The organism is Kribbella sp. NBC_00709 (assembly GCF_036226565.1).
GTDB lineage: Bacteria > Actinomycetota > Actinomycetes > Propionibacteriales > Kribbellaceae > Kribbella.
Window position 1 is genome coordinate 6,091,012 of sequence record NZ_CP108996.1, and the last position, 24,703, is coordinate 6,115,714.

Annotated in this window: 23 protein-coding genes; 20 read left to right on the plus strand and 3 right to left on the minus strand. The window is 69.1% G+C overall.

The features are described 5' to 3' along the window. The first annotated feature begins 98 nt into the window (after positions 1–98). The 6 genes from OHA18_RS29905 to OHA18_RS29930 all read left to right on the plus strand — a co-directional run bounded on the left by OHA18_RS29905 (position 99) and on the right by OHA18_RS29930 (position 6,506). Positions 99–1,097 carry a LacI family DNA-binding transcriptional regulator gene (locus OHA18_RS29905; protein ID WP_328998661.1) on the plus strand — a complete coding sequence of 333 codons (999 nt, stop codon included), beginning with the start codon at positions 99–101 and terminating at the stop codon, positions 1,095–1,097. A gap of 70 nt (positions 1,098–1,167) precedes the next feature. Continuing rightward, the gene (locus tag OHA18_RS29910) at positions 1,168–2,376 is read left to right on the plus strand and encodes an ABC transporter substrate-binding protein (protein ID WP_328998662.1); all 1,209 of its coding nucleotides are present in this window, start codon (positions 1,168–1,170) and stop codon (positions 2,374–2,376) included. Beyond that, complete coding sequence (locus OHA18_RS29915; protein ID WP_328998663.1) at positions 2,373–3,419, plus strand: ABC transporter ATP-binding protein; 1,047 nt, start codon at positions 2,373–2,375, stop codon at positions 3,417–3,419. The genes OHA18_RS29910 and OHA18_RS29915 overlap by 4 nt, the downstream gene beginning before the upstream one ends. Continuing rightward, entirely contained in the window at positions 3,416–4,294 is an 879-nt protein-coding gene (locus tag OHA18_RS29920; RefSeq protein ID WP_328998664.1) for an ABC transporter permease, read from the plus strand. Before OHA18_RS29915 ends, OHA18_RS29920 begins: the two co-directional genes overlap by 4 nt. Further along, a complete protein-coding gene (locus OHA18_RS29925; RefSeq protein ID WP_328998665.1) occupies positions 4,291–5,121 on the plus strand; it encodes an ABC transporter permease in 831 nt (276 codons plus the stop codon). Before OHA18_RS29920 ends, OHA18_RS29925 begins: the two co-directional genes overlap by 4 nt. Then, complete coding sequence (locus tag OHA18_RS29930) at positions 5,118–6,506, plus strand: mannitol dehydrogenase family protein (protein WP_328998666.1); 1,389 nt, start codon at positions 5,118–5,120, stop codon at positions 6,504–6,506. The genes OHA18_RS29925 and OHA18_RS29930 overlap by 4 nt, the downstream gene beginning before the upstream one ends. On the opposite strand, the gene OHA18_RS29935 is transcribed toward OHA18_RS29930, so the two are convergent. Both OHA18_RS29935 and OHA18_RS29940 read right to left on the minus strand, forming a co-directional pair. Beyond that, entirely contained in the window at positions 6,481–8,031 is a 1,551-nt protein-coding gene (locus OHA18_RS29935; protein WP_328998667.1) for a right-handed parallel beta-helix repeat-containing protein, read from the minus strand. The genes OHA18_RS29930 and OHA18_RS29935 overlap by 26 nt on opposite strands. 182 nt (positions 8,032–8,213) lie before the next feature. Next, positions 8,214–9,860 carry a right-handed parallel beta-helix repeat-containing protein gene (locus tag OHA18_RS29940; RefSeq protein WP_328998668.1) on the minus strand — a complete coding sequence of 549 codons (1,647 nt, stop codon included), beginning with the start codon at positions 9,858–9,860 and terminating at the stop codon, positions 8,214–8,216. 142 nt (positions 9,861–10,002) lie between these two features. Here OHA18_RS29940 and OHA18_RS29945 point away from each other — a divergent pair, with 142 nt between their 5' ends. From OHA18_RS29945 to OHA18_RS29970, 6 genes are all read left to right on the plus strand, one after another. Then, positions 10,003–11,214 carry a glycosyltransferase gene (locus OHA18_RS29945; RefSeq protein WP_329006172.1) on the plus strand — a complete coding sequence of 404 codons (1,212 nt, stop codon included), beginning with the start codon at positions 10,003–10,005 and terminating at the stop codon, positions 11,212–11,214. Positions 11,215–11,293: 79 nt separating this feature from the next. Beyond that, positions 11,294–11,719, plus strand: coding sequence for an adenylyltransferase/cytidyltransferase family protein (locus OHA18_RS29950; protein ID WP_328998669.1), 426 nt, complete (start codon positions 11,294–11,296; stop codon positions 11,717–11,719). Next, entirely contained in the window at positions 11,716–12,441 is a 726-nt protein-coding gene (locus OHA18_RS29955; RefSeq protein ID WP_328998670.1) for a CDP-alcohol phosphatidyltransferase family protein, read from the plus strand. The genes OHA18_RS29950 and OHA18_RS29955 overlap by 4 nt, the downstream gene beginning before the upstream one ends. After that, positions 12,441–12,857 (plus strand): adenylyltransferase/cytidyltransferase family protein, encoded by a 417-nt coding sequence (locus OHA18_RS29960; RefSeq protein WP_328998671.1) that lies wholly within the window; start codon positions 12,441–12,443, stop codon positions 12,855–12,857. The genes OHA18_RS29955 and OHA18_RS29960 overlap by 1 nt, the downstream gene beginning before the upstream one ends. Beyond that, positions 12,857–14,044 (plus strand): glycosyltransferase, encoded by a 1,188-nt coding sequence (locus OHA18_RS29965; RefSeq protein ID WP_328998672.1) that lies wholly within the window; start codon positions 12,857–12,859, stop codon positions 14,042–14,044. Before OHA18_RS29960 ends, OHA18_RS29965 begins: the two co-directional genes overlap by 1 nt. A gap of 96 nt (positions 14,045–14,140) precedes the next feature. Continuing rightward, positions 14,141–14,998, plus strand: a complete 858-nt coding sequence (locus tag OHA18_RS29970; RefSeq protein WP_328998673.1) for an SCO6745 family protein — start codon at positions 14,141–14,143, stop codon at positions 14,996–14,998. 10 nt (positions 14,999–15,008) lie between these two features. Here the strand turns inward: OHA18_RS29970 and nadA are convergent, their stop codons facing one another. Next, positions 15,009–16,190, minus strand: coding sequence for a quinolinate synthase NadA (nadA, locus tag OHA18_RS29975; RefSeq protein ID WP_328998674.1), 1,182 nt, complete (start codon positions 16,188–16,190; stop codon positions 15,009–15,011). An 82-nt stretch (positions 16,191–16,272) separates the two neighbouring features. On the opposite strand from nadA, the gene OHA18_RS29980 reads away from it, so the two are divergent. The 8 genes from OHA18_RS29980 to OHA18_RS30015 all read left to right on the plus strand — a co-directional run bounded on the left by OHA18_RS29980 (position 16,273) and on the right by OHA18_RS30015 (position 24,673). Next, positions 16,273–16,887, plus strand: coding sequence for a nucleotidyltransferase family protein (locus OHA18_RS29980; RefSeq protein ID WP_328998675.1), 615 nt, complete (start codon positions 16,273–16,275; stop codon positions 16,885–16,887). A gap of 38 nt (positions 16,888–16,925) precedes the next feature. After that, complete coding sequence (locus OHA18_RS29985; RefSeq protein ID WP_328998676.1) at positions 16,926–17,801, plus strand: AAA family ATPase; 876 nt, start codon at positions 16,926–16,928, stop codon at positions 17,799–17,801. Positions 17,802–17,803: 2 nt separating this feature from the next. After that, positions 17,804–18,898: a vWA domain-containing protein gene (locus tag OHA18_RS29990; protein WP_328998677.1), complete on the plus strand. Its 1,095-nt coding sequence runs from the start codon at positions 17,804–17,806 to the stop codon at positions 18,896–18,898. Further along, positions 18,891–20,024: an XdhC/CoxI family protein gene (locus tag OHA18_RS29995; RefSeq protein ID WP_328998678.1), complete on the plus strand. Its 1,134-nt coding sequence runs from the start codon at positions 18,891–18,893 to the stop codon at positions 20,022–20,024. Before OHA18_RS29990 ends, OHA18_RS29995 begins: the two co-directional genes overlap by 8 nt. A 74-nt stretch (positions 20,025–20,098) precedes the next feature. Then, complete coding sequence (locus tag OHA18_RS30000) at positions 20,099–20,569, plus strand: (2Fe-2S)-binding protein (RefSeq protein ID WP_328998679.1); 471 nt, start codon at positions 20,099–20,101, stop codon at positions 20,567–20,569. Beyond that, positions 20,566–22,950 (plus strand): xanthine dehydrogenase family protein molybdopterin-binding subunit, encoded by a 2,385-nt coding sequence (locus tag OHA18_RS30005; protein ID WP_328998680.1) that lies wholly within the window; start codon positions 20,566–20,568, stop codon positions 22,948–22,950. Before OHA18_RS30000 ends, OHA18_RS30005 begins: the two co-directional genes overlap by 4 nt. Next, on the plus strand, positions 22,947–23,801 hold the full coding sequence (locus tag OHA18_RS30010; RefSeq protein WP_328998681.1) for an FAD binding domain-containing protein: 855 nt from the start codon (positions 22,947–22,949) through the stop codon (positions 23,799–23,801). Before OHA18_RS30005 ends, OHA18_RS30010 begins: the two co-directional genes overlap by 4 nt. Beyond that, positions 23,798–24,673: an SRPBCC domain-containing protein gene (locus OHA18_RS30015; protein ID WP_328998682.1), complete on the plus strand. Its 876-nt coding sequence runs from the start codon at positions 23,798–23,800 to the stop codon at positions 24,671–24,673. The genes OHA18_RS30010 and OHA18_RS30015 overlap by 4 nt, the downstream gene beginning before the upstream one ends. Positions 24,674–24,703 lie beyond the last annotated feature (30 nt).

Sequence of the window (24,703 nt, forward strand, 5' to 3'; positions counted from 1 at the left end):
AGCCGGTCCTTGTCAGCACAAGGGAGCGTCCATGGGATGGCTCCTTGACACAAGCTGCAACCGATTGCAGACTCGATCGCGACCCCAGAGGAGATGACGTGGCGGCGACGATCCGGGATGTGGCGCGGCTGGCCGGCGTATCGCCGTCCACCGTCTCGCGCGCGCTCTCGCTGCCCGGGATGGTCAACGCCGCCACCAGAGCGCGCGTGGCTGCCGCCGTCGAGCAGCTGGGCTACGAGCCCAACCGTGCGGCCCGTGGTCTGATCACCGGCCGCACCGGGACCATCGGTCTGGTCGTGCCCGATCTCGCCAACCCGTTCTTCTCCAGCGTCACCAAGGGCGTGCAGGCGCGCGCCCGCCGCCACGACGTCGCGGTCTTCGTCGCGGACACCGACGAGGACCCGGCGGCCGAGGCCGGCCTGGTGCGCGCCCTGTCCAAGCAGGTCGACGGAGTCGTGCTGTGCTCGCCGCGAGCCAGTGACGAAGAGCTGGCGGCGATCGCCCAGGACACCACCGTCGTCCTGGTCAACCGGACCGCCGCCGGGCTGCCCGGGATCACCTACGACAACGAGGGCGGGATGCGTCAGGCCGTCGCCCATCTCGTTGCCCTCGGCCACCAACGGATCGCCTGGGTCGGTGGACCGGTGACGTCCTGGTCGACCCAGCATCGCGGCCTCGGCCTGCGCAACGCGGTCGAGGAACTGCGCGTGAAGCTCGCCCCGGTCGGCAACTTCGCCCCGACGTACGAGGGCGGTATGGCGGCCGCGGACCAGGTCGTCGCCACCGGTGCCACCGCGGTGGTCGCCTACAACGACCTGGTCGCGATCGGCCTGCTGGCCCGCCTGCACGCCCGCGGCATCTCGGTGCCCGGCGAACTGAGCGTCGTCGGCGTCGACGACATCGCGATGTCGAGGATGGCCCGTCCGGCCCTGACCACGGTCCGGCTGCCCAAACAGGAGGCTGGCCGGATCGCCGTCGAGCTGCTACTGGCAATGCTCGACGACCCGGACAGCCCAGCGGCCTCGGCCGGCACCCACGGAGAACTGCACGGGGAACTGATCGTCCGGGACAGCACCGGACCAGCACCACACAACTGAAGACAAGACAACCTCACGGTGATCATCCCGGTCGTGTGCCGGGCCCGCCCTGATCCAGAGGAGATACCCGATGCACCTGCAGCGGAGAATGATCGCGGCCGCCGGCATGTTCGCCGTACTGGTCGCCTGCGGCGCCCCGGCGCCGAACAAGCCCGCCACCGACAGCAATGCCGACGTGCCGGACAAGCCGTCCAAGGCGGTGACGCTGAACATCCTCGACGTCGCCGGCAACCTGCAGCTGACGCAACCGATGATCGACGACTTCGTCCAGCAGCATCATGACGTGATCTCGAAGGTCACGTACTCGAAGGCGCCCGCCCCCGAGCTGGCCGGCAAGATCAAGGCCCAGCAGAACGCGAACCGCGTCGACATCGACCTGGTGCTGACCGGCACCGACGGTCTCGCGGCCGGCCGTGAGCAAGGGCTGTGGACCGACCTGCTGACGAAGTACTCCGACCGGCTGCCCGGGATGAAGGACTACCTCGCGCCCGCGCAGAAGATGCAGGAGCTGGCCGGCACGGAAGGCGTGACCGTCACCTACTACCCGTCCGGGCCGCTGCTCGAGTACATGCCGTCGAAGGTGTCGTCCCCGCCGAAGACCGCCGACGACCTGCTCGCGTACGCGAAGGCCAACAAGGGCAAGGTCATGTACGCCCGGCCGGCGAACTCCGGCCCCGGCCGCACGTTCCTGATGGGCCTGCCGTACATCCTCGGCGACAAGGACCCGAAGGACCCGGTGAACGGCTGGGAGAAGACCTGGGCGTACCTCAAGGAGCTCAACCAGTACGTCGACTTCTACCCGTCCGGCACCGCCGACACGATGAAGGCGCTGGCCAACGGCTCCGCGAACATCATCGCGAGTACGACGGGCTGGGACATCAATCCGCGCGTCCTCGGCACGGTGCCGAAGGAGGCGGCGATCACGCCGATCACCGGATTCCACTGGGTGACCGACGCGCACTACGCCGTCGTACCGAAGGGTGTGTCGGCCGACAAGCAGGCCGCGATCCTGCAGCTGCTGCAGTTCATGCTGACGCCGGAGCAGCAGGCCAAGGCGTACGACAAGGGCTACTTCTACCCGGGACCGGCGATCAAGGGCGTCGAGCTGGCGCAGGCGCCGCAGGAGAGCAAGGACGCGATCACGGAGTACGGCCGCCCGGAGTACGACAAGCTGATTGCCGACAATCCGACCGAGGTACCGCTGGACGCCAAGGCACTGGTGGCTGCCTTCGACAAGTGGGACCGCGAGGTCGGCGGCAGCAAGGTCAAGGGTCAATGACTGGATTCGAGCAGCTCCGGCTCGAGGGCGTCACCCGCCGCTTCGGTACGGCGGACGCGCTCAGCGGGCTCGACCTGACCATCGAGCGGGGCGAGTTCATCGCCCTGCTCGGCCCGTCCGGCTGCGGCAAGTCGACCGCGCTGAACTGCCTGGCCGGCCTGCTCCCGTTGACCGCCGGTGCGATCTGGCAGGACGACAAGCAGATCGACACGCTGCCGCCGGAGAAGCGCGGCTTCGGCATGGTCTTCCAGAACTACGCGTTGTTCCCGCACCTGACCGTCCGGGACAACATCGCCTTCGGCCTGCGGATGCGGCACCTGCCGAAGGACGACGTGCGGCGGCGCACCACCGACGCGATCGAGATGGTGCAGCTGACCGAGCACGCGAGCAAGCTGCCGGGCCAGTTGTCCGGTGGACAGCAGCAGCGGGTGGCGATCGCCCGCGCGACCGTGCTCGAGCCGTCGCTGGTGCTGATGGACGAGCCGCTGAGCAACCTCGACGCCAAGCTCCGGCTGGAGATGCGGACCGAGATTCGCCGGCTGCACCAGTCGCTCGGCCTCACCACCGTGTACGTGACGCACGACCAGGAGGAGGCGCTCAGCATGGCCGACCGCCTGGTCGTCATGCGCCAGGGCAAGGTGCAGCAGCTCGGCACACCCGAGGAGGTGCACACCAAGCCGTCGACCTGGCACGTCGCCGACTTCATGGGGTACCGGAACCTGCTGGCGTTGAAGGCCGACGGCGTGACCGGTGACCAGGTCACGATCGACCTCGGCGGTACGGCGGTTGCCGGCACCGCTCAGGGCGCCGTCGCGGCCGGGGACGACGTGATCGCGGCCGTGCGGCCCGAGGACGTGAAGCTCGGCGACGAGGGTGTCAAGGGCCTCGTCGAGGTGGTCGAGTACCAAGGCCGGGAGCGGGCGGTGGAGGTTGTCCTGGGCAACGACATCAGGCTGCACGTCCGGACCGAGGAGCGGGTCGACGTCGGGGAGCAGGTGGCCCTGGCGGTCACGCCCGGGCGGCTCCTGGTGTATCCGTCATGAGCGCGACCTGGCAGCACCGGCTGGCCGAGCGCGGCGTCGACCGGCGGCTGTGGTTGTTGCTTCCGGCCACGATCTTTGTCCTGCTGCTGTTCGTGTACCCGTTCCTGTACGGGCTGAGCCTCTCGTTCCAGCCGCTGAACGGCGGCGGTGTCCTGGCCAACTACAACGAGTTCTTCAGCGACGCGTACCAGCGCGACACGATCGCGACCACGCTGAAGATCGCCCTCCCGGCGGCGCTCCTGAACGTGCTGGCCGCGGTGCCGATCGCCTTCCGGCTCCGTGGCCGGTTCCGCGGCAAGCGGCTGCTGACGACGATCCTGGTCGTACCGATCACGCTCGGGACCGTGCTCACCGCGCAAGGCCTGCTGAACTACCTCGGTCCGACCGGCTGGCTCAACCGGATACTGCTCGGCCTGCACATTGTTGACAATCCGATCCGCCTGACCAACAACTACTGGGGCGTGTTCTTCTCGCTGGTCATCACCGGGTTCCCGTTCGCGTTCCTGCTGGTGCTGTCCTACCTGAGCGGTATCGACCCGACACTCGAGCGGGCCGCCGCGACCCTGGGCGCATCCAAGGCCCAGCGGTTCCGCCGGATCACGCTGCCGTTGCTGGCACCCGGATTGGCGACAACCTTCTTGTTGACATTCGTACTCGCGTTCTCCGTCTTCCCGTCGGCCGTGCTGGTCGGCAACCCGGCCGGGTCCACCCGGGTGATCTCACTGGCGGCGTACCAGGCGGCGTACGAGCAGTACGACTACTCGTACGCGTCGGCGATCGCGATGGTGATGGGCGTCGTGGAGCTCGTCGTGGTCGCGATCGTGCTGGTGTGGCGGTCGCGGCTCTACACGGGTTCGACGGGAGGCAAGGGATGAGATTGCGGACAACCCCGCTGGGGTGGGTCATCTGGGCCGTCGTCGCGTTCTTCTTCGTCAACCTGGCCGGCGTGGTTCTGTCGGTGCTGGTCAGCTCGTTCGGCCGGCGCTGGTTCGACACCTGGCTGCCGAACGGCTTCACCACCCAGTGGTACGGCGAGGCCTGGCGCGAGTTCACCTTGTTCCACGTCATCGTGGTGACGCTGCTCGTGTCGGCGCTGGTCGTCGTCCTGTCGGTCCTGGTCGGGGCGCCGGCGGCGTACGTCCTGGCCCGGAAGAACTTCCCCGGCAAGCGGCTGGTGTACCTGACCTTCCTGCTGCCGATCCTGATGCCGCCGATCACCTACGGCATCCCGCTCGCGACCGTGCTCTACAAGTTCGGGTTCGCCGGGCATCTGTCCGGGGTCGTGCTGGCGAACCTGGTGCCGTCGGTGCCGTTCGTGATCCTGACGATGACGCCGTTCATCGAGCAGGTCGATCCGCGGATCGAGGACGCGGCCCGGATGCTCGGCGCCGGCACCCGTGCGGTGTTCCTGAAGATCCTCGCGCCGCTGCTCGTCCCGGGCCTGCTGGCGTCGGCGATCCTGGTGCTGGTCCGTACGGTCGGCATGTTCGAGCTGACGTTCCTGACGGCCGGACCGGATTCGCAGACGCTCGTGGTGGCGCTCTACTACTCGATGTCCGCGGCCGGGATCCGGGCACAACAGTCCGTCGACGCGATGGCCGTGATCTACACCGCGATGATGCTGGTACTCCTGGTGGTAGCGCTTCGCTTCGTCAACCCGACCCAACTGGTCGCCCGAGTGAAGGAAGAACCCTCCGAATGAATTCGAGCAGGCTCAGTCTCACCAACCTTCCCGTTGTCCCCGAGGTCGACCCGGGCGCGTTGTCGGTCGGCGTCGTCCACCTCGGTCTGGGGGCGTTCCATCGCGCCCACCAGGCTGTCGTGACCGAGCGGGCGGCGGTTGCCACCGGCGAGACGCGGTGGGGGATCGCCGGCGTCAGCCAGCGGTCCGCCACGGTCCGGGACCAGCTAGCGCCGCAGGACGGGTTGTACTCCGTCCTGGAGCGCGGCCTCGGCGATCCGACGGTCCAGGTGATCGGCAGCATCCGCGACGTGCTGACGGCCCCTGAGGACCCGGAAGCGGTGGTCGCGCGGATCGCGGATCCGGCGGTGACCGTGGTCACCCTGACGGTCACGGAGAAGGGGTACCGCGCGGCCGGTGCCGGGCTCGACCTGGACGACCCGGAGATCCGGGCCGACCTCACCGGGCGGCCGCCGCGGACCGTCGTCGGTCAGCTCGCCGCCGGGATCGCCCGGCGCGAGGAGCCGCTGACGATCGTCTCCTGCGACAACCTGGTTGCCAACGGCCCCTTCCTGCGCAAGCTGGTGACCGACTACTTCGACGCCCTGGGCAAGGTTCCGGACACCTTCGAGGCGACCCGGTTCCCGGCCAGCATGGTCGACCGGATCGTGCCGGCCACGACCGAGGACGACCGCGCCGAGGCGGCCCGGCTGCTCGGCGTCCGGGACGAAGCCGTGGTGGTCGCGGAACCCTTCCTGCAATGGATCATCGAGAACGACTTCGCCGGCGACCGCCCGGCCTGGGAGCGCGGCGGCGCCGTCCTCACCGCGGACGTCGCGCCCTGGGAGCAGGCCAAGTTGCGCATGCTCAACGCCACGCACTCGATGCTCGCCTACCTCGGCGCACTCCGCGGCTACGAGACGATCGCCGAGGCGGTCCGGGACGAGGAGCTGGCCGGGTTCTCGCGGGCGCTGATGACCGATGACGTCGTACCGACGCTGACTCCGCCGGACGGGCTCGACCTGGCGGCGTACGGCGACAGCGTGCTGGAGCGGTTCGCGAACCCGGCGCTGAAGCACCGGACCCGGCAGGTCGCGATGGACGGCTCGGTCAAGCTGCCGGTCCGGATGCTCGGTACGGTCCGCGACCGGCTGGCGGCCGGCGCCGAACCACGGATGATCTCGCTCGCCGTCGCCGCCTGGATGGTCTACGTACTGCGTACTCCCGACCTCGACGACCCACAGGCCGACCGGCTGAAGGCGGCGGTCGCGGGCGCCGCCGAGCCGGCCAAGGTGGTCGACGCCCTGCTCGGCGTCGACTCCGTCTTCACCCCCGACCTGCGCGACTCACCGGTGTTCCGCGAGTTGCTGGTCGAGCACGTCAGCTCACTGCTGGCAGGATCGTGAGTACGCCGGTCGCGTCCATGATCGCCTTGCCGATGGTGAAGGCGCTCCCGGTGTCCTGACCGGTCGCGCGCCACTCCTTCGCGGTGTACCACTGACCGGTCTTCTGGAACCGCTCGGCGCCGAGGCTGTCCAGGATGTACACGTTGTCGTCCAGGCTGACCTCGCCGGCCGGGATCGCCGCACCGGAGTTCTGCACCATGCCGGTCGCGGTGGTCCCGCCGCGCATCGTCACCTGGTTGCCGGAGACAACGATGTCGCGGAGCACGTTGGTGCCCCACGGGCCGGATCCGCGGGTGCGGGACTGGATCGCGATCCCGTTCACGTTGTTCGCCACCACGTTGTCGCGGACCTGGACGTTCGAGGACGTGTTCACGTTGATCCCGCCGCCGTCCCACAACGACGTACCGGAGCCGCGGCCGGTGCCGAAGCCGTTGCCGCTGATCGAGTTGCCCACGATCACGCCGTTGCGGCCGATCTCGTAGCGGATCCCGTCGGCGGCGTTGTCGACGATCTGGTTGTTGCTGAACGTGCGGCTGTCGTCGTACGCGTCGCTCCACAGCCCGATGCCGCGGTTGTCCTGGATCAGGTTGCCGGTCACCGAGCCGCCGCTCGACCAGGTCGTCTTCACGCCACCGGACTCCCAGTCGGCGATCCAGAAGCCGTCAGTGTTGTTGCCGTTGATCTCGTTGGCCGAGATCGTGCCCTTCAGCGTGCTGTACTGGCCGACGCCGAGCTGGCCGTTGTCGTGGATCCAGTTCTTCTCGAGTACGGCGCTGTCGGCGTTCTCGAGCATCGCGCCGATCGCGTGGTTCCAGCGGATCTCGTTCGCGTACACGTGCCAGCCGAGACCGAGCACGACAGCCCCGCCCTGCGGGGGAGTGGCGAAGTGCTCGACGGTCAGCCCGCGCACGGTCACGTTGTTGCCGCCGGGCTCGATCGCGGTCGGCGTACTGGACATCTCCACCGCGTGCCCGACCGGGGTGTCGCCGAGGTAGATCGCGTTCGCCGCGTAGTCGGCGTAGAAGGTGCCGCGGGCAACCTTGTCGCGGGAGGCGACGCGGGTCAGGTGTTTGCCGTCGTAGAACACCTGTTCGCGGAGGTAGCAGATGTTGGTCTTGTTGTCCTCGCACTGCCCGGTCTGCGGGTACGCCGGCGGCAACGCGCCCGTGGCGACCCAGGCCGCGTTCGAAGCGGTCCACTTGGTCAGCCGCACGGACCCGGTGAGTACGGCGCCGTCGTCGCTGGCGAGCACCTGGTTCGCCTTCGGGTGGATCGTCTCGGCGACGCGATGCAGGCCGGACGCGAAGCAGAACGTCGTACCGGCCGGCCAGTCGTCGACGACCTGGGCGGCGTTGTCGGTGGTCTTGATCGTGACGCCACTGCATCCGGGCGCCAGGGCGGGACCGGTCCGGAACGTGCCGTCCGCGGGTGGGATCGCGGCCTGTTCCACAGCGCGTGCGGGCAGGGGGCCAGGGGCAACCAGACTGGTGCCGATTGCAACGACTGCCAGAACTGCTCTCTTCATAGCGGAGCCTCCGGTGGCACAGGTGAGCCCTGAGCGCACCCCCCATGGCGCGGCTTCGCTTCGCAGATTACCCCTACATCACGTAGTCATGGCAATACGTAGCGCACAAATATGTTGCGGTGAGCAAGCGATCTCCTCGCGAGCCCGGTCACCTCGCGAGCCCGGTCACCTCGCGAGGCTGTTCACCTCGCGAGGAAGGTGCCGATGGCATCGAGTCCGGCGGACTGCCAGCCGGCCACGGTGAGCTTGGCGCCGAAGCGGGAGAACCGCTGGGTGCCGAGATCGTCCAGGATGTACTTGTTGCCGCTGAACACGATCTCACCGGCCGGTACTGCGGCGCCCGCATTCTGGACCATGCCGGTGGCCTGCGTGCCGCCGGTCATCTCGATGGTGTTCCCGGTGACCTGTACGTCGCGGAGCAGGTACGTGCCCCACGGACCGCTGCCGCGGGTCCGGGACTGGATCGTGACGCCGTTGACGTTGCCGGACACCTTGTTGCCCTTGATGACGACGCCGGACGACGTGTTGATGTTGATCCCGCCGCCGTCCCACAGCGACGTACCCGAGCCGCGCCCGGTGCCGAAGCCGTTGCCGGTCACGGTGTTGCCCGAGATCGTGCCGTTGCGGCTGATCTCGAAGCGGATCCCGTCGGCGGCGTTGCCGGTGATCTGGTTGCCGCTGATCACCCGGCCGTCGTCGGCGACGTCGGCCCACATCCCGATGCCCTTGTTGGACTTGATCACGTTGCCGCTGACGGTGCCGGACGACCGGGTGGACTTGATGCCGCCGGACTCCCAGTCGGCGATCCAGAAGCCGTCGGTGTTGTTCGAGCTGATGATGTTGCGGGTCACGGCGGCCGCGGCCGAGCTGTACTGGCCGAGGCCGAGCTGGCCGTTGTTGTGGATGAGGTTCTTGTCCACCTTCGTGCTGTTCGCCTTTACCAGCATGACGCCGACCGCGTGGTTCCAGCGGACGTCGTTGGCGGTCACGTTCCAGCCGGGTCCCGAGACGAGCGCGCCGGCCTGTGGCGCGCTGGCGAAGTGCTCGATGGTCAGGCCGCGGACGACCACACCGGTCGCGCCGGACTCGATCGCGGTCGCCGTCTTCGACATCTCCACCGCGTGCCCGACCGGGTTGCTGCCGAGGTAGATCGCGTTCGCGGCGTAGTCGGCGTAGAACGTCCCGGCCTTGACCGCCGAGACGCTCGCGACCCGGGTCAGGTGCACGTCGTCGAGGAACAACTGCTCCCGCAGGTAGCAGATGTTCGCCTGGTTGTCCTCGCACTCACCACTCTTGCCGTACGCCGCCGGCAGCGCGCCACGCACCACCCAGGCGGATCCGGACTTCGCCCAGCCGGTCAGCGGGACCGACCCGGTGAGGACGGCGCGCTTCGCGCTGGCGAGCACCTGGTCGGCCTTGGGGCGGATGGTCTGGCTGATCCGGTGCAGGCCGGCCGCGAAGCAGAACGTCGTACCGGCCGGCTTGGAGTTCACGATCGACTGCGCGTTCTGGCCGGGCTCGATCACGGTGCCGACGCACGGACCGGCGACGGCCGGGCCTGCTTCGTCCGAGTCCACGCTGGGGGTCGTGGGGAGTGTGGGCTCGACCGGCTTCGTCGGGGTGCTCGTCGGCTTCTTGGTCGGCGTCGTCGACGTGCCGGGCTTCTTCGAGGGCGCGGCCGTGGGGTGAGTGGCCTTCGGCTGTGGCTTGCCCGGAGTCGCGGTGGTCCTGCCCGGCCGGTGCGACGGCAGCACCCGGGACGCGGCCTGCTCTGCGGTCTCGGACTTGGCGGCCGTGGTCGCCTTGTTCTCGTTCGCGATCACGGGCATTGCGACCGTAACGACTGCCAGCGCCGCAGCGATAAGCGCTGCGAACCACAACTTCTTCAATGCACTCTCCTGGGAGCGGGAAACCAGGTGCAGCCGTCTGCGTGACGAGGGCGGGACTTAAGGTAGTGCCATGCGGGTCGCCATGTTGCACAACCGTTACCGGACCGGTCAACCCAGTGGCGAGAACACCGTTGTCGCGCAAACGGTTGATTTATTGCGTAACTCAGGACATGAGATCGACCTCTACGCCCGAAACAGCGACGACATCGCGCAGTTGAGCCGGAAAGATCGCGCGCTGTTACCGTTTCGCTCCGTTTGGTCATTTTCGGCGGAACGCGATTTAACACATCTATTGCAAGCGCAGCGGCCCGATCTGGTGCACGTTCACAACACTTTTCCGTTGTTCAGCGCCTCGGTGCTGCGGGCGGCGTACCGCTTGGACCTTCCGGTGGTCGCGACGCTGCACAACTTCCGGCTGCTGTGCGCGAACGCCGTCCTGCAGCGCGACGGGGCGCCGTGCGAGTCGTGCGTCGGCAAGCTTCCACTGGCCGCGGTTCGGCACGGTTGCTACCGGGAGTCGCGGGTGCAGACGTTGCCGCTGGCGACGAGCATCGGCGTACACAACACGCTGCACACCTGGCAGCGGTACGTCGACACGTTCGTCGTACCGTCCGGGTTCGTTCGCGACCGGTACGCCGCGGCCGGCTTCGACCCGGAGCGGTTCGAGGTGAAGCCGCACGCCGTACCGCACGCCGGCGAGGTGCGCTCCGGTGCGGGCGACGGCGTGGTGTTCCTCGGGCGGCTGAGCGAGGACAAGGGTTTCGCGGATCTGCTGCGGGCGTGGGACTCCTCGCTCGGGAAGCTGATCGTGGTCGGCGACGGTCCGCTCCGGGGCGAGGCGGAGGAACTGGCCCGGAAAGACCTGTCGGTTCAGGTGCTTGGTCAACGACCGTGGGTGGAGTGCATGGAATTGCTGCGGTCCGCGCGCGCCGCCGTCGTACCGGCACGTTCGTATGAGAGCTTCGGGCTCGTGGTGGTGGAGGCGTTCGCGCACGGCGTTCCGGTGGTGGCTTCCCGGCTCGGGGCGCTCGCGGAGCTCGTCGACGACGGCGAGACCGGCGCCCTGACCGCGCCCGGCGATCCGGAGGCCTTGCGGAAGGCGATCGGGTTGGTGGCTGATCCCGAGACTTCGATAGCCTTCGGAGAACGAGCCCGACAGGTTTACCTGGACCGCTTCACTCCGGAGCGTGATCTGGTGGCCACGGAGAGGATTTACACCGATGCGATCGCCCGGCACGCCGACAGCGGCCGGACGCGTCGGGGATCCTGGGCGCGCCGTGCCGGACAGGTATAAAGTCACGCGGGACGCAGGGGGCGGCGTCGCGCCGGAAAGATCGCAGGAATTCGTGTTGGGGGATGGCAGTTTGGCCAGGGTGCCGCGGATCGGATGTGTGGCCGGGGTTTTCGACCTGTTCCACGTCGGTCATGTCGACGTGCTCGAGCGGGCGCGGCGGCACAGTGACCGGCTGGTGGTAGCGGTGTTGTCCGATGAATGGGCGATGGACGCCTGGGGCGCGCGGCCGTTCGTGCCGTTGCTCGAGCGTGCGCAGATCATCGAGCACCTGCGGTGTGTCGACGAAGTGGTTGCCGTGGACGACGTGCGGTCCGAGTGGCTGACCGGCGTACTGGGGGTACAGACCGTGTTCGCTGCCAGCGGCGCCGACGGTGTGCTGGGCGTTGAGGAGCTCGACGGCCTTCCGGCCGGGCTGATCACCGTCCTGCCGGCCGGCCGGGGTTCGCGCAGCCCGATCCTGCGCGCCGCGATCGACCAGCGGCAGTCGCGCCCCTCCGTCGCATGAGCCGGTTGCAGGAGACGGTCGCGCAGTTGTCCCAGGCGCAGAAGCCGTCGGCCGGTACGCCGGCGTACTCCCGGTTCGTGAACCGGCGGATCGGGCGGGTGTTCGCGGCGGCCGCGTTCCTCGGGCGGCGCACGCCGAACCAGGTCAGCCTGGCATCGGGTTTCTGTTCACTGGTGGGGATCGTGCTGGTCGCGACGGTGCGGCCGTCGTTCCTGCTGGCACTGGTCGTGGCGCTGCTGCTCGTGCTCGGCTACGGGCTGGATTCCGCGGACGGGCAGCTGGCCCGGTTGCGCGGCGGCGGGTCGCCGCTGGGGGAGTGGCTCGACCACATGATCGACGCGGTCAAGATCGTCCTGCTGCACAGCGCCGTACTGATCTCGTTCTACCGGTTCGATGCCTTTGACAACGAGTTGGTGCTGCTCGTCCCGCTCGCGTACGTGTGCATGTCGTCGGTGCTGTTCTTCGGGCTGATCCTGATCGACCAGCTACGCCGGCGGCACGGCGGGGCGGCGACGCCCAACCAGCGCGGCGACTCGGTGCTGAAGTCGTTGCTCATCGCACCGACCGACTACGGCGTGCTGTGCCTGGTCTTCCTGGCCTTCGGCACACCGACCCTGTTCGTCGTGCTGTACGGCGCTCTGCTCGTGCTCAATCTGCTCTTCCTCGCGGCCGCGGTCGCGAAGTGGTACCGGGAGATGGCTGTGCTGGGGGTGCGGGCCTGATGGCGATCATCGGCTATGCGCCCGGTGTCTACGACATGTTCCACATCGGGCATCTGAACATCCTCCGCCGGGCCCGTGAGCACTGCGACCACCTGATCGCCGGAGTGGTCGAGGACGACGTGGTGACCCGGATCAAGGGCCGTCCGCCGGTGGTTCCGCACCAGGAGCGGATGGACGTCATTCGAGCGCTCGACCTCGTCGACGAGGTGATCAGCGACTGGTCGAGCGATAAGTTCGAGATGTGGAAACAGTTGCGGTACGACGTTCTCTTCAAGGGCGACGACTGGAAGGGAACCGAAAAGGGGACCAGACTGGAAAGGCTGCTGGGTGACGTCGGCGCACAGGTGCACTACTTCCCGTACACCGCCTCCACCTCCAGCACCGATCTGCGCAGGCTTCTGGAGGGGATGAGCTGATGCCAGGCCGGCCGAAGGTACTGCTCAGTGCGTACGCCTGCCGGCCGACCGGCGGGTCCGAGCCGGGTGCCGGATGGGCGTGGGCGAAGGCCGCGGCGCGGGACCACGACGTCTGGTTGCTCACCCGCGGCAAGTTCGTGCACGAGATCGATGCGGAGCTCGCGGTCCGGCCGGTGCCCGGGCTGACCGTCGTACCGCTGGAGATGCCGAAGTGGGTCGTGCGGCTGCGGCGACGGCCTTCGGACGTGTACTGGTACTACCCGCTGTGGCAAGGTCTGGCCCGGCGTACGGCGCAACGCCTGCACGCCGAGGAGTCGTTCGACGTCATCCATCACCTGACCTTCGCGGTGGACTGGATGGGCGCCGGTGTGGTCGAGGAGTCCTCGGCGAAGGTGATCTGGGGACCGGTCGGCGGATCGACCACCGCGCCGCTCGCAATGTCGCACTGGCTCGGACCGCGCGGTGTCGTCGGAGAGTTGGTACGCCGTGCGTACACCGGACTGCGGCGCCGGCTGACCGGCCGGCGGATGGCGCAGACCGCCGACCTGATGGTTGCCCAGAACAACGATGTCGCGGCGGCGTTCCGGCCGTACGCGAAGGAGATCGTCGTCCAGCCGAACGTGGCGATCCGGCGGTTCACCGCCTCCGGTCCGTACGAGCCGTTCGGTGCCCCCGGCATCAAGACCGCACTGTTCGTCGGCCGGCTGATCCCGTGGAAGGGCGTGCTGCTGGCGATCAGTGCCCTGGCCCGCGCCGAGGCGTCCAACTGGGAGCTGCGCATCATCGGCGACGGTCCGGACTGGGGACGCGCCGAAGGGCTCGCGTGGCAGCTCGGGGTGCGCGACCGGGTGGAGTTCATGGGCGCGCTGCCCCGGGAGGATGTGCTGGCCGCGATGTTCCGGGCCGACGCGCTCATCGCTCCCGCGCTCCGGGAGGCGGCCGGCTGGGCTGTCACCGAGGCGCTCGCCTCCGGTTGCCCGGTGGTCTGTGTGGATCGCGGCGGGCCTGCCGTCATCGTCGGCCCGGACGAGGGCGTCACCGTCCCCTGGCAAGGCGACGTGGTCGCCGGCCTGGCCAAGGGACTCGCCTCGCTGCACGGCCGCATCACGCCGGTAGATCGCTGGGGTCCCGATCGGCTCCCGGAGATCCTCGCCGAATGGTACGCACCCGCTCGCGTGTCGCACTGAAGAATTTCCGGGACCGATGTCGGACCGCGTCGGACCCGTTCGTAGCGAAGGTGAGAGACCGGAACGAGTCCGGTCGGTCCATCACCGGAGGTCCCCATGGAAGCGACCCGCACGACCACCAAGGCAGACGTCGCGCGCCGCTTGACCCGGCAGTTGCTGGAGCCGATCCACCTCGTCGCCTATATGGCCGACGAGCCGATGTTCGCGCTCCAGGCCATCGGCTACGAAGGCTACTGGCCGGGGTACTTCGCCTCCCGGTCCGCGCCGCTCGGCCGGGTCCCCGCCGAGGTGGTGGATGCTCTCTTCTACAACTTCGCCCCCGGTGAGGCCGCGGCCTGCATCCCGAGTTGCTGGGACGTCGCCACGCCCGAAGCCGCGATGGCGGCCCGCAACGAGGGCTGCGTCGTGGCACTGCGCCGCATCCTCGGCGGCCTGGCCGACAGCGCCCAGCTCGCCCGGGCCGCCGACCTCGCCGTCCGGGCGGCGACCAGCGCGCCGATGGAGGGACGGATCCTGTACGCCGGACTGCGGTCGCTGCCCGTGCCCGACGAGCCGGTCGCCCGGTTGTGGCACGCGGCAACACTCATGCGCGAGCACCGCGGCGACGGTCACAACATCGCGCTGGTGGCCGCCGGCATCGACGGGCAGGAGGCGCACGTGTTCGCGGCGATCGACGGCGGCATGAAGCCGCGCGAGTACGGACGGCTCAACCCGCTCACGACGGACCAGCTGGCCGCGGTCGTCGACGGTCTGCGCGCTCGCGGCCTGGTCGACGAGTCGGAGAAGTTCACCGCCGCCGGGCGTGAACTCAAGGACCACATCGAGGCGGTCACGGACGCGCTCGCCGCCTCGGCGTACGACTGCCTGGAGCCGGACGAGATCGCCCAGCTGATCGCCGACCTCGAGCCGCTGGTCGCGCGGATCGATGCCGTCGGCTACGAAGAAGTGTCCTAGCCGAAGTGCCCTAGTCGCGCGCGGTCTTGCCAGGCAGGGCAAGCATCCGGTCGAGAGCGAGCTTCGCGTACTTCTCGGTGTCGGCGTCGACCTTGATCGGGTTGACCACGTGGCCGGCGACGAGGTTCTCGAGGGCCCAGACGAAGTGCGGCAGGTCGATCCGGTTCATCGTGGCGCAGTAGCAGACCGTCTTGTCGAGGAACACGATGTTCTTGTCGGTGTGCTGCTTCGCCAGGCGCTGCACCAGGTTGAGCTCGGTGCCCACGGCCCACGACGTACCGGGCTCGGCCGTCTCCAGGGCCTGGATGATGTACTCCGTCGAACCGACCAGATCGGCCTTGGTGACGACCTCGTGGCGGCACTCCGGGTGGACGATCACGGTGACGCCGGGGACCCGCGAGCGGACGTCGTCGACCGACTCGGCGGTGAAGCGGCCGTGCACCGAGCAGTGCCCGCGCCACAGGATCATCTTCGCCGCGGCCAGCTGCTCGCGGGTCAGCCCGCCACCCGGCTTGTGCGGGTCGTAGACCACACAGTCGTCGAGCGACAGACCCATCTGCAGTACTGCGGTGTTGCGGCCGAGGTGCTGGTCCGGCAGGAAGAGCACCTTCTCGCCCTTCTCGAACGCCCAGCCGAGCGCGGTCTCGGCGTTGCTCGACGTACACACGACGCCGCCGTTGCGGCCGCAGAACGCCTTGATGTCCGCGCTGGAGTTCATGTACGTGACCGGGACCGTCACGTCCGCGACGCCGGCGTCGGCCAGCGCGTCCCAGGCAGCCTCGACCTGCTGGATCCGGGCCATGTCCGCCATCGAGCAGCCGGCCGCCAGGTCCGGCAGGATCACGGTCTGCTCGTCGTTCGTGAGGATGTCGGCGGACTCGGCCATGAAGTGCACACCGCAGAACACGATGTACGGCGCGTCCGGGCGGTTGGCCGCGTCCCGGGCGAGCTTGAACGAGTCACCGGTGACGTCCGCGAACTGGATCACCTCGTCGCGCTGGTAGTGGTGCCCGAGCACGAACACCTGGTCACCCAGCGCCGCCTTCGCCTTCAATGCCCGCTCGACCAGGTCCGGGTCGGAAGCCGGCGGAAGCGCCCCGGGGCACTCGACCCCGCGCTCGGAGTGCGGGTCGGTGCTCTGCCCCAGGAACAGCAACGGAAGGGACTTCGAGCCGTCTGCGATCGTCGTCACGTCAGACATCGTCGCACGCCCACCAGCCACCACCGCGTGCCGCACGTCACTGCCCAAATCGTGAAATCGGTACCCTCCGACTGTGAACATCCCAGCCTCGTCCGACGTGGAGGGCGCGGCGCGGGTGGCCGGCCTGGTACTCGCGGCCGGCGCCGGCCGCCGGTTCGGCGCTCCGAAGGCGCTGGTCCGCGACCCCGCCGGCGTTTCCTGGGTCGTCCGCACCTCCCGCCTGCTCACCGAGGCCGGCTGCACACCGGTCGTAGTCGTCATCGGCGCCGCCGCCGACCAGGTCCGCACCGAGCTCACGAACGAGCCCGTCGAGGTCGTCGAAGCAACCGACTGGACCGAAGGCATGGGCGCTTCCCTCCGAACCGGCCTAACCACCCTCAGCTCGGAGGTTGGGGATGCGGTGGTGGTGGCGACGGTTGATGTGCCCGGGTTGACGGCTGACGTCGTACGGCGGGTTGCCGAAAGCGCCGAAGTGGGGGCGCTGGCGCGGGCGACTTATCACGGCGCACCCGGGCATCCGGTGGTTATTGGGCGGGTGCACTGGGAGGGGGTGATTGCGTCCGCGCGGGGTGACGAGGGGGCTCGTGGGTATCTCAGGGAGCACGACGTGGTGCTGCTGGAGTGCTCGGATCTGGCTGACGGGGCGGATGTGGACACGGTGAAGGATTTGCCGCCGGGGCACGGGTGAGGGTGGTCATCGCGGCAAAGTAGGTGAATGCTGAAGGAATGACTGCAGTCGGATCGGCGGATGAGCTGGCCGAATGTCTGCGGTCGACCGGGTATCTGGCCGATGAGGGCCTGGCCACGGTCGGCTATCTGGCGCTGGCTCTGCACCGGCCGCTGCTGCTCGAAGGCGAACCCGGCACCGGCAAGACCTCCCTCGCCGCCGCGATCGCCGAGGCGCTCGACCTGCAGCTGATCCGGCTGCAGTGCTACGAGGGCATCGACGCCTCCCAGGCGCTCTACGACTGGGACTTCCCGCGCCAGATCCTGCACCTGCGGACCGTCGAGGCCACCAGTTCCGACGCCGTCGTCGAGGAGGTCGAGAAGAGCCTGTTCGACGAGCGCTTCCTGCTGTCCCGCCCGGTACTGCGCGCCCTCCGCGAGAGCCCCGCCGTGCTGCTCGTCGACGAGATCGACCGGGCCGACGACGAGTTCGAGGCGTTCCTGCTCGAGGTGCTGTCGACGTACGAGGTGACGATCCCCGAGCTCGGCACGATCACCGCCGAGGTGCCGCCGATCGTCGTGCTCACCTCGAACCGGACCCGCGAGGTGCACGACGCGCTCAAGCGCCGCTGCCTGTACCACTGGATCGACCATCCGGGCCTGGCCCGCGAGATCGAGATCGTTCGCACCCGGCTGCCCGAGGTGTCGGCCCGGCTCGCCGAGCAGGTCGCCCGGTCGGTGCAACGGATCCGGGAGATCGACCTGCTCAAACCGCCCGGCGTCGCGGAGACCCTCGACTGGGCCCGTGCCCTCGAGGCGCTCGGCGCGGACGTCCTCGACGTCGAGACCGCGGCCGCGACCCTGGGCGCCGTGCTCAAGTATCGCGAGGACACCGACCGCGTCCGCGAATCCCTCGACCGCTTGCTGGCGAGCTGACCATGGCCGAGCCGGCAGAACCCGCTCTCGCGCTGGCCGGCTTCGCTTCTGCGCTCCGGCACGCCGGCCTGCCGGTCACCGCCGACCGCGTGCAGCTCTTCCTCCGCGCCGTCGCGGCCCTGGACCCGACTGTCACGTCCGACGTGTACTGGGCGGGCCGCGCCGCCCTCTGCGGTGGCCCCGACGACACGGCGCGGTACGACGAGGTGTTCGCCGCGTGGTTCTCCGGACAGCGATCGCGCGGGGTCGTCCGGCGTACTCCGCAGACGTCCGTACAGGCCGCGCTCGACGAAGGCGGCGAAGGAGCGGACGGCGAACGTACGCTCAACGTCTCCGCGAGTACGACGGAAGTCCTGCGGCACCGCGATGTCGCCGACCTGTCCGCGACCGACCGCGCCGAACTCGCCCGCCTGTTCGGCACCCTCCGCCCACGAGTGCCGGTCCGTCGGGCGAACCGCCGCCGGCCGTCGCATCGCGGCGAGATCGATCCGCGCCGAACGCTGCGCGCCCAGCTTCGTCAGGTCGGCGAACCGGGCCGTGTCCGCTACCGCCGCCGTGGCGTCCGGCCCCGGCGCATCGTCGTACTCATCGACGTCTCCGGTTCGATGCGCCCGTACGCCGACAGTCTGCTGCGGCTCGCGCACACGATGGTCCAGAAGGCACCGCGCGCGGTGGAGGTCTTCACCATCGGCACCCGGCTGACCCGGGTGACTCCGGCGCTGCGGCACCGCGATGCCGACTTCGCGTTGCGGTCGGCGGGCGACGTCGTACCGGACTGGTCGGGTGGGACCCGGCTGGGTGAGGTCCTGAAGGTGTTCCTGGATCGATGGGGTCAGCGCGGTACTGCGCGGCGTGCTGTCGTGGTGGTGTGCAGTGACGGATGGGAGCGCGGCGACTCCTCGTTGCTCGGGGCACAGATGCAGCGGCTCGCCGGTCTCGCGCATCGCGTGGTGTGGCTGAACCCGCATCGCGGCAAGCCGGGGTACGAACCTGTGCAGGCGGGGATCGTCGCGGTACTGCCGCACGTGGACGATCTGGTCGCCGGGCACAGCCTGACGAGCTTCGCGGCGCTTCTGGAGGTGGTGGCCGATGCGTGACGTGCTCGATCGGTTGGTGACGTGGTGGGAAGCCGGCGAATCAGTTGCCGTCGGCACCGTTGTTGCGACGTTCGAGTCGGCGCCGCGGCCGCCTGGCGCGGTGATGCTGGTCGGCCCTGGGCTGGAGGCGGTCGGCAGCGTGTCCGGCGGCTGTGTCGAGGGCGCGGTGTACCAGCTCGGCGAGGAGATCCTCGAGTCCGGGGAGCCGGTCCTGCAGCGGTACGGCGTCAGCGACGAGTCGGCGTTCGCAGTCGGGTTGACCTGCGGAGGCATCCTGGACGTGTTCGTCGAAAAGGTCGACCGTCAGTCGTTCCCCGAGCTCGGTGAGGTAGCGGCCGACATCGCCGAGGGCCGCCCGGTCGCAGTAGCAACCGTCGTCGCCCACCCCAACCCAGCAATCCTCGGCCGCCGCCTGATCATCCGCCCAGACCCGGGTGGCGAGGAGCGGGGCGCGAGCGGGAGTTTGGGGTCCGATCGGGCGGATGATGCGGTGGTTGACGACGCGCGTGGGTTGTTGGCCAGCGGGCGGACCGAGACGCTGGAGTACGGGCCGGACGGGCAGCGGCGTGGTGAAGGCATGCGGGTGTTCGTGTCGTCGTACGCACCTGTGCCGCGGCTACTCGTGTTCGGCGCGATCGACTTCGCGGCGGCGGTCGCGCGCCTCGGGTCGTTCCTCGGGTACCGCGTGACCGTCTGCGACGCGCGGGCGGTGTTCGCGACCGCGTCCCGGTTCCCGTTCGCCGACGAGGTGATCGTGGACTGGCCGCACCGGTACCTGGCGGGGGAGTCCGAGGCCGGCCGGATCGACGACCGGACAGTGATCTGCGTACTGACGCATGACCCGAAGTTCGACGTACCACTGCTGGAAGTCGCTTTGCGGTTGCCGCAGGTCGCGTACATCGGCGCGATGGGTTCGCGGCGTACGCACGACGACCGGCTCAAGCGACTCCGGGAGGCAGGACTGACCGAGGCGGAGATCGCCCGGCTGGCGAGCCCGATCGGTCTCGACCTCGGCGCCCGGACGCCGGAGGAGACCGCGGTCAGCATCGCAGCCGAGATCATCGCCCAACGCTGGGGTGGCGCCGGGCAACGACTCTCGGCCGCCGCGGGACCAATTCACCACTGATCGACCCTTGTGGGCAACATCACACGGGAGCAGGATCGAACCTACGGCGGTGCTGACATCTGGAGGGCGGGGCAATGACCCGGATCACGGTGAAGGTCGACGGAAGCAGTTTCACCGACGAAGTGGAACCGCGCACGCTGCTCGTGCATTACCTGCGCGAACAGCTGGGAAAGACGGGCACCGTGGTCGGCTGCGACACCGGCAACTGTGGCGCCTGCACGGTCCATCTGGACGGGCGGAGCGTGAAGTCCTGTTCGCTGCTCGCGGTCCAGGCCGACGGGCACGAGGTGACCACGATCGAGGGGCTGGCCACCAACGGTCAGCTGCACCCGATGCAGCAGGCGTTCCACGAGAACCATGCGCTGCAGTGCGGCTACTGCACGCCCGGCATGATCATGCAATCCATCGATCTGATTGCCGACAATCCTGATCCGAGCGAGGACGAGGTCCGCCTCGGCCTCGAAGGCAACCTCTGCCGCTGCACCGGCTACCAGAACATCGTCAAGGCCGTCCGCGCCGCTGCTGCCGCCGGAGGTACGCAATGACGACCACCGAGGAACGCCCGGCCACCGAGATCGGCAACCCGCGGCGCCGCAAGGAGGACGGCCGGCTGATCACCGGCCGGACCCGGTGGACCGACAACATCGTGCTGCCGGGCATGCTGCACCTCGCGATGGTGCGCAGCCCGTTCGCGCACGCCCGGATCACCGCGATCGACACCGAGGCGGCCCGCGCGGCGACCGGAGTCGTTGCCGTGATCACCGGTGCCGACATCGCCGACGAGCAAGGAGCGCTGCCGAACGCCTGGGCGGTCGTGTCCGACCAGAAGGCACCGGTGCATCCGTCGATGGCGGTCGACCATGTCGCGTTCGCCGGCGAGATCGTGGCCATGGTGGTCGCGCGGAACGCGGCCGAGGCCAACGACGCCGCCGACCTGGTCGACGTGGACTACGAGGAACTCCCGCCGGCCCTGGACCTGCGGGCGGCCGCCCGGGACGAGGTGATCGCCCATCCGGATCTCGGGACGAACGTGTCCGCGGTGTGGGCGTACGACTCGGCCGAATCCGGTACCGGCGGCGACGTCGAGGCGGCGATCGCGGCCGCCCGCGACGGCGGCATCGTGATCGAGAAGGAGATCCGCCAGCAACGGCTGATCCCGGCGTTCATGGAGCCGCGGTCGATTGTCGTCGATCCGACAACCGAACAAATGACGGTCTGGTCGTCGACCCAGGTGCCGCACTTCGTGAAGATCTTCATCGCGCTCGTGCTGGGCATCCCGGAGCACAAGATCCGGGTGATCGCGCCGGACGTCGGCGGCGGTTTCGGCGGCAAGCTCCAGTTCACCCCGGAAGAGGTACTCACGGTCATCGCGGCCCGGCGTACCGGGAAGCCGTGCAAGTACACCGAATCCAGGTCCGAGTCGTTGATGGCCGCGCACCACGGGCGGGACCAGTGGCAGCAGCTCACCCTGGCGGCGAACGCGGACGGCACGGTGACCGGGCTCAAGGTCGAGCTGGTCGCGGACATGGGCGCGTACCTCGGCCTGGTCACGTCGGCGATCCCGTTGCTCGGAGCCTTTATGTACAACGGGATCTACAAGTTCCCGGCGTACCACCTCGGCATCACCAACGTGTTCACGAACAAGACCTGGACCGACGCCTACCGCGGCGCCGGCCGTCCGGAGGCGACGTTCGCGATCGAGCGGCTGATGGACGAGCTCGCCGCCAGGCTCGACGCCGACCCGCTGGACATCCGCGAACGGAACTGGATCAAGCACGAGGAGTTCCCGTTCTCGACCGTGGCCGGCTTGCAGTACGACTCCGGCAACTACGAGGCAGCGACCGCCAAGGCGCGCGACCTGTTCAGGTACGACGATCTGCGCAAGGAGCAGGCCGAACGCCGGGAGTCCGGCGACCCGGTCCGGCTCGGGATCGGCGTCTCGACGTACACCGAGATGTGCGGGCTGGCGCCGTCGCGCTGGCTGGGTTCGATGGGGTACGTCGGTGGCGGCTGGGAGCACGCGGCCGTCCGGATGCTCCCGACCGGGAAGGTCGAGGTCGTCACCGGGACGAGTCCGCACGGCCAGGGGCACGAGACCGCGTGGAGCCAATTGGTCGCGGACCGGTTGGGCGTCGCGTTCGAGGACATCGAAGTACTGCACGGTGACACGCAGGTCGCCGTCCGCGGCTTGGACACGTACGGCTCCCGGTCGCTCGCCGTCGGCGGGATGGCGGTACTCGCGGCCGCCGACAAGGTGATCGAGAAGGCGAAACCGATCGCGGCCCAGCTGCTGGAGGCGAACGCGGACGACCTCGAGTTCTCGGCCGGCCGGTACGGCGTCCGCGGGACCGAGGCGGGGATGACGATGGCCGAACTTGCCTTCGCGGTCTTCCAGGGACACAAGCTCGACGGGTCCGCGGAGGGATGTCTGGACGCGGACGCGACGCTGGATCCGGACGACTTCTCGTTCCCGCACGGCACGCACCTGTGCGCGGTCGAGGTCGACACCGAGACCGGGGCGACGACGATCCGCTCGTACGTCAGCGTCGACGACGTCGGGGTGGTGGTGAATCCGATGATCGTCGAGGGCCAGGTGCACGGCGGTCTCGCGCAGGGCATCGCGCAGGCGCTCTACGAGGAGGCGGTGCACGACGACTCCGGGACGCTGATCACCGGATCGTTCGACCAGTACCTGTTGCCGGGGGCACCTGATCTCCCACGGTTCGAGACGGCGCGAACCGAGACGCCGGCGACGACGAACCAGCTGGGCGTGAAGGGGGTCGGCGAGGCCGGCACGATCGCGTCCACGCCGGCGGTCGTCAATGCGATCGTCGACGCGCTCCGGCCGCTCGGCGTCGCGGACGTGGCGATGCCATGCACGCCGTACCGCGTGTGGAAGGCAATCCAGGAAGGGGCACAGTCATGATCCCCGCGGCGTTCGAGTACTTCGCGCCGGCGACAGTCGACGAGGCGCTGGCGTTGCTGCGTGAGCATTCCGACGCGAAGGTGCTGGCCGGTGGGCAGAGCCTGATGCCGGCGCTGCGGTTGCGGCTGGCGGCGCCCGAGGCGATCGTTGACCTCGGCAAGATCGACGAGCTGCGGGGTGTCCGTGACGACGGGGATGCGCTCGTCATCGGCGCGATGACGCCGCACAGCACAGTGCAGTCGGATCCATTGGTCGGCGAGCATGCGCGATTGATTTCGTTGGCAACGGCAACGGTCGGCGATCCGCAGATCCGGCATCGCGGCACGTTCGGTGGTTCGTTGGCGCATGCCGATCCGGCCGCTGATCTGCCGGCCGTCGCGGTGGCGCTGGACGCGTCGTTCGTGATCGCCGGCGCGGGTGGCCGTCGTACCGTGGCTGCCGGGGACTTCTTCGAGGGCGTGTTCAGTACGGCGCTCGGCGAGGACGAGCTGCTCGTCGAGGTGCGGGTGCCGAAGTACACCGGCTGGGGTGCGCACTACGAGAAGTTCAACCGGGTCGCCCAAGGCTGGTCGATCGTCTCCGTTGCGGCTGCGGTCCGGCTCGACGGTGATTCGATCGCCGAGGCGCGGGTTGCCCTCGGTAACATGGGCTCGACGCCGGTTCGGGCGGCCGCGGTGGAGGAGGCGCTGGTCGGCCGTCCCGCGACGGCCGACGCCGTCCGGGAAGCCGCGGCGCGGGCCGCGGACGGGACCTCGCCGGTGACCGATCTCAACGGTGACGCCGACTACCGACGGCACCTGGCCACGGTGCTGACCCGGCGCGCGGTGCTGGCGGCGGCAGGTACGGCGTGAGGCTCGAGCACAAGTTCGTCGTACCGGCTCCGGTCGAGCAGACCTGGGCCGCGTTCAACGACCTCGAACGGGTGGTGCCGTGTTTCCCCGGCGCCACCCTGACGTCGTACGAAGGCGACGAGTTCATCGGCTCGTGCAAGGTGAAGCTCGGGCCGGTGTCGCTGCAGTACTCCGGAAACGGCACCTTCGTCGAGCGCGATCCGGCGGACCATCACGCGGTGATCGAGGCCAAGGGCAAGGACCGCCGCGGCAACGGTACGGCGACCGCGCGCGTCACCGCCCGATTGGTTGCCGCCGGCCCGGATTCGACCGAGGTCACGGTCGAAACCGATCTCACCATCACCGGCCGCCCGGCCCAGTTCGGCCGCGGCCTGATCCAGGACGTCTCGAACAAACTTCTCGACCAGTTCACCACCTGCCTGACAACAAAGCTGGACACTCCGGCCGAAGCGCCACCCACCCCACCAGCCGCCACCGCCGCGCCCACCCCAGGCCAGAGCAACCCCGCCTCGAGCCAGAGCAACCCCGCCTCGAGCCAGAGCAACCCCGCCTCGAGCCAGAGCAACCCCGCCTCGAGCCAGAGCAACCCCGCCTCGAGCCAGAGCAACCCCGCCTCGAGCCAGAGCAACCCCGCCTCGAGCCAGAGCAACCCCGCCTCGAGCCAGAGCAACCCCGCCTCGAGCCAGAGCAACCCCGCCTCCAGCCGGAGCGATTCCGCTGCGCGGGATGCCGGTTCCGCACCGCCGGATTCCGATGCGGTGGCCCTGGACCTCGTCGGCACCGTCCTACCCGCCCTCGCCCGCCGCATCGCGCCGTACCTGATCGGCGCCGTCCTGGCCCTCGCCCTCCGCCGCCTCCTAGGCCGCCGATGAGCCGGACTGGGGAGGGTTTTGCACCCAAAT

What these genes read in the sequence shown, in the direction of transcription:
- OHA18_RS29915 (WP_328998663.1), top strand. Translation starts at nt 2,373, where the DNA reads ATGACTGGATTCGAGCAGCTCCGGCTCGAGGGCGTCACCCGCCGCTTC.
- OHA18_RS29960 (WP_328998671.1), top strand. Translation starts at nt 12,441, where the DNA reads ATGGCGATCATCGGCTATGCGCCCGGTGTCTACGACATGTTCCACATC.
- OHA18_RS29985 (WP_328998676.1), top strand. Translation starts at nt 16,926, where the DNA reads ATGACTGCAGTCGGATCGGCGGATGAGCTGGCCGAATGTCTGCGGTCG.
- OHA18_RS29930 (WP_328998666.1), top strand. Translation starts at nt 5,118, where the DNA reads ATGAATTCGAGCAGGCTCAGTCTCACCAACCTTCCCGTTGTCCCCGAG.
- OHA18_RS29970 (WP_328998673.1), top strand. Translation starts at nt 14,141, where the DNA reads ATGGAAGCGACCCGCACGACCACCAAGGCAGACGTCGCGCGCCGCTTG.
- OHA18_RS29955 (WP_328998670.1), top strand. Translation starts at nt 11,716, where the DNA reads ATGAGCCGGTTGCAGGAGACGGTCGCGCAGTTGTCCCAGGCGCAGAAG.
- OHA18_RS29965 (WP_328998672.1), top strand. Translation starts at nt 12,857, where the DNA reads ATGCCAGGCCGGCCGAAGGTACTGCTCAGTGCGTACGCCTGCCGGCCG.
- OHA18_RS29995 (WP_328998678.1), top strand. Translation starts at nt 18,891, where the DNA reads ATGCGTGACGTGCTCGATCGGTTGGTGACGTGGTGGGAAGCCGGCGAA.
- OHA18_RS29940 (WP_328998668.1), bottom strand. Translation starts at nt 9,860, where the DNA reads ATGCCCGTGATCGCGAACGAGAACAAGGCGACCACGGCCGCCAAGTCC.
- OHA18_RS29990 (WP_328998677.1), top strand. Translation starts at nt 17,804, where the DNA reads ATGGCCGAGCCGGCAGAACCCGCTCTCGCGCTGGCCGGCTTCGCTTCT.
- OHA18_RS29925 (WP_328998665.1), top strand. Translation starts at nt 4,291, where the DNA reads ATGAGATTGCGGACAACCCCGCTGGGGTGGGTCATCTGGGCCGTCGTC.
- OHA18_RS29920 (WP_328998664.1), top strand. Translation starts at nt 3,416, where the DNA reads ATGAGCGCGACCTGGCAGCACCGGCTGGCCGAGCGCGGCGTCGACCGG.
- OHA18_RS30000 (WP_328998679.1), top strand. Translation starts at nt 20,099, where the DNA reads ATGACCCGGATCACGGTGAAGGTCGACGGAAGCAGTTTCACCGACGAA.
- OHA18_RS29945 (WP_329006172.1), top strand. Translation starts at nt 10,003, where the DNA reads ATGTTGCACAACCGTTACCGGACCGGTCAACCCAGTGGCGAGAACACC.
- OHA18_RS30010 (WP_328998681.1), top strand. Translation starts at nt 22,947, where the DNA reads ATGATCCCCGCGGCGTTCGAGTACTTCGCGCCGGCGACAGTCGACGAG.
- OHA18_RS30005 (WP_328998680.1), top strand. Translation starts at nt 20,566, where the DNA reads ATGACGACCACCGAGGAACGCCCGGCCACCGAGATCGGCAACCCGCGG.
- OHA18_RS29910 (WP_328998662.1), top strand. Translation starts at nt 1,168, where the DNA reads ATGCACCTGCAGCGGAGAATGATCGCGGCCGCCGGCATGTTCGCCGTA.
- OHA18_RS29935 (WP_328998667.1), bottom strand. Translation starts at nt 8,031, where the DNA reads ATGAAGAGAGCAGTTCTGGCAGTCGTTGCAATCGGCACCAGTCTGGTT.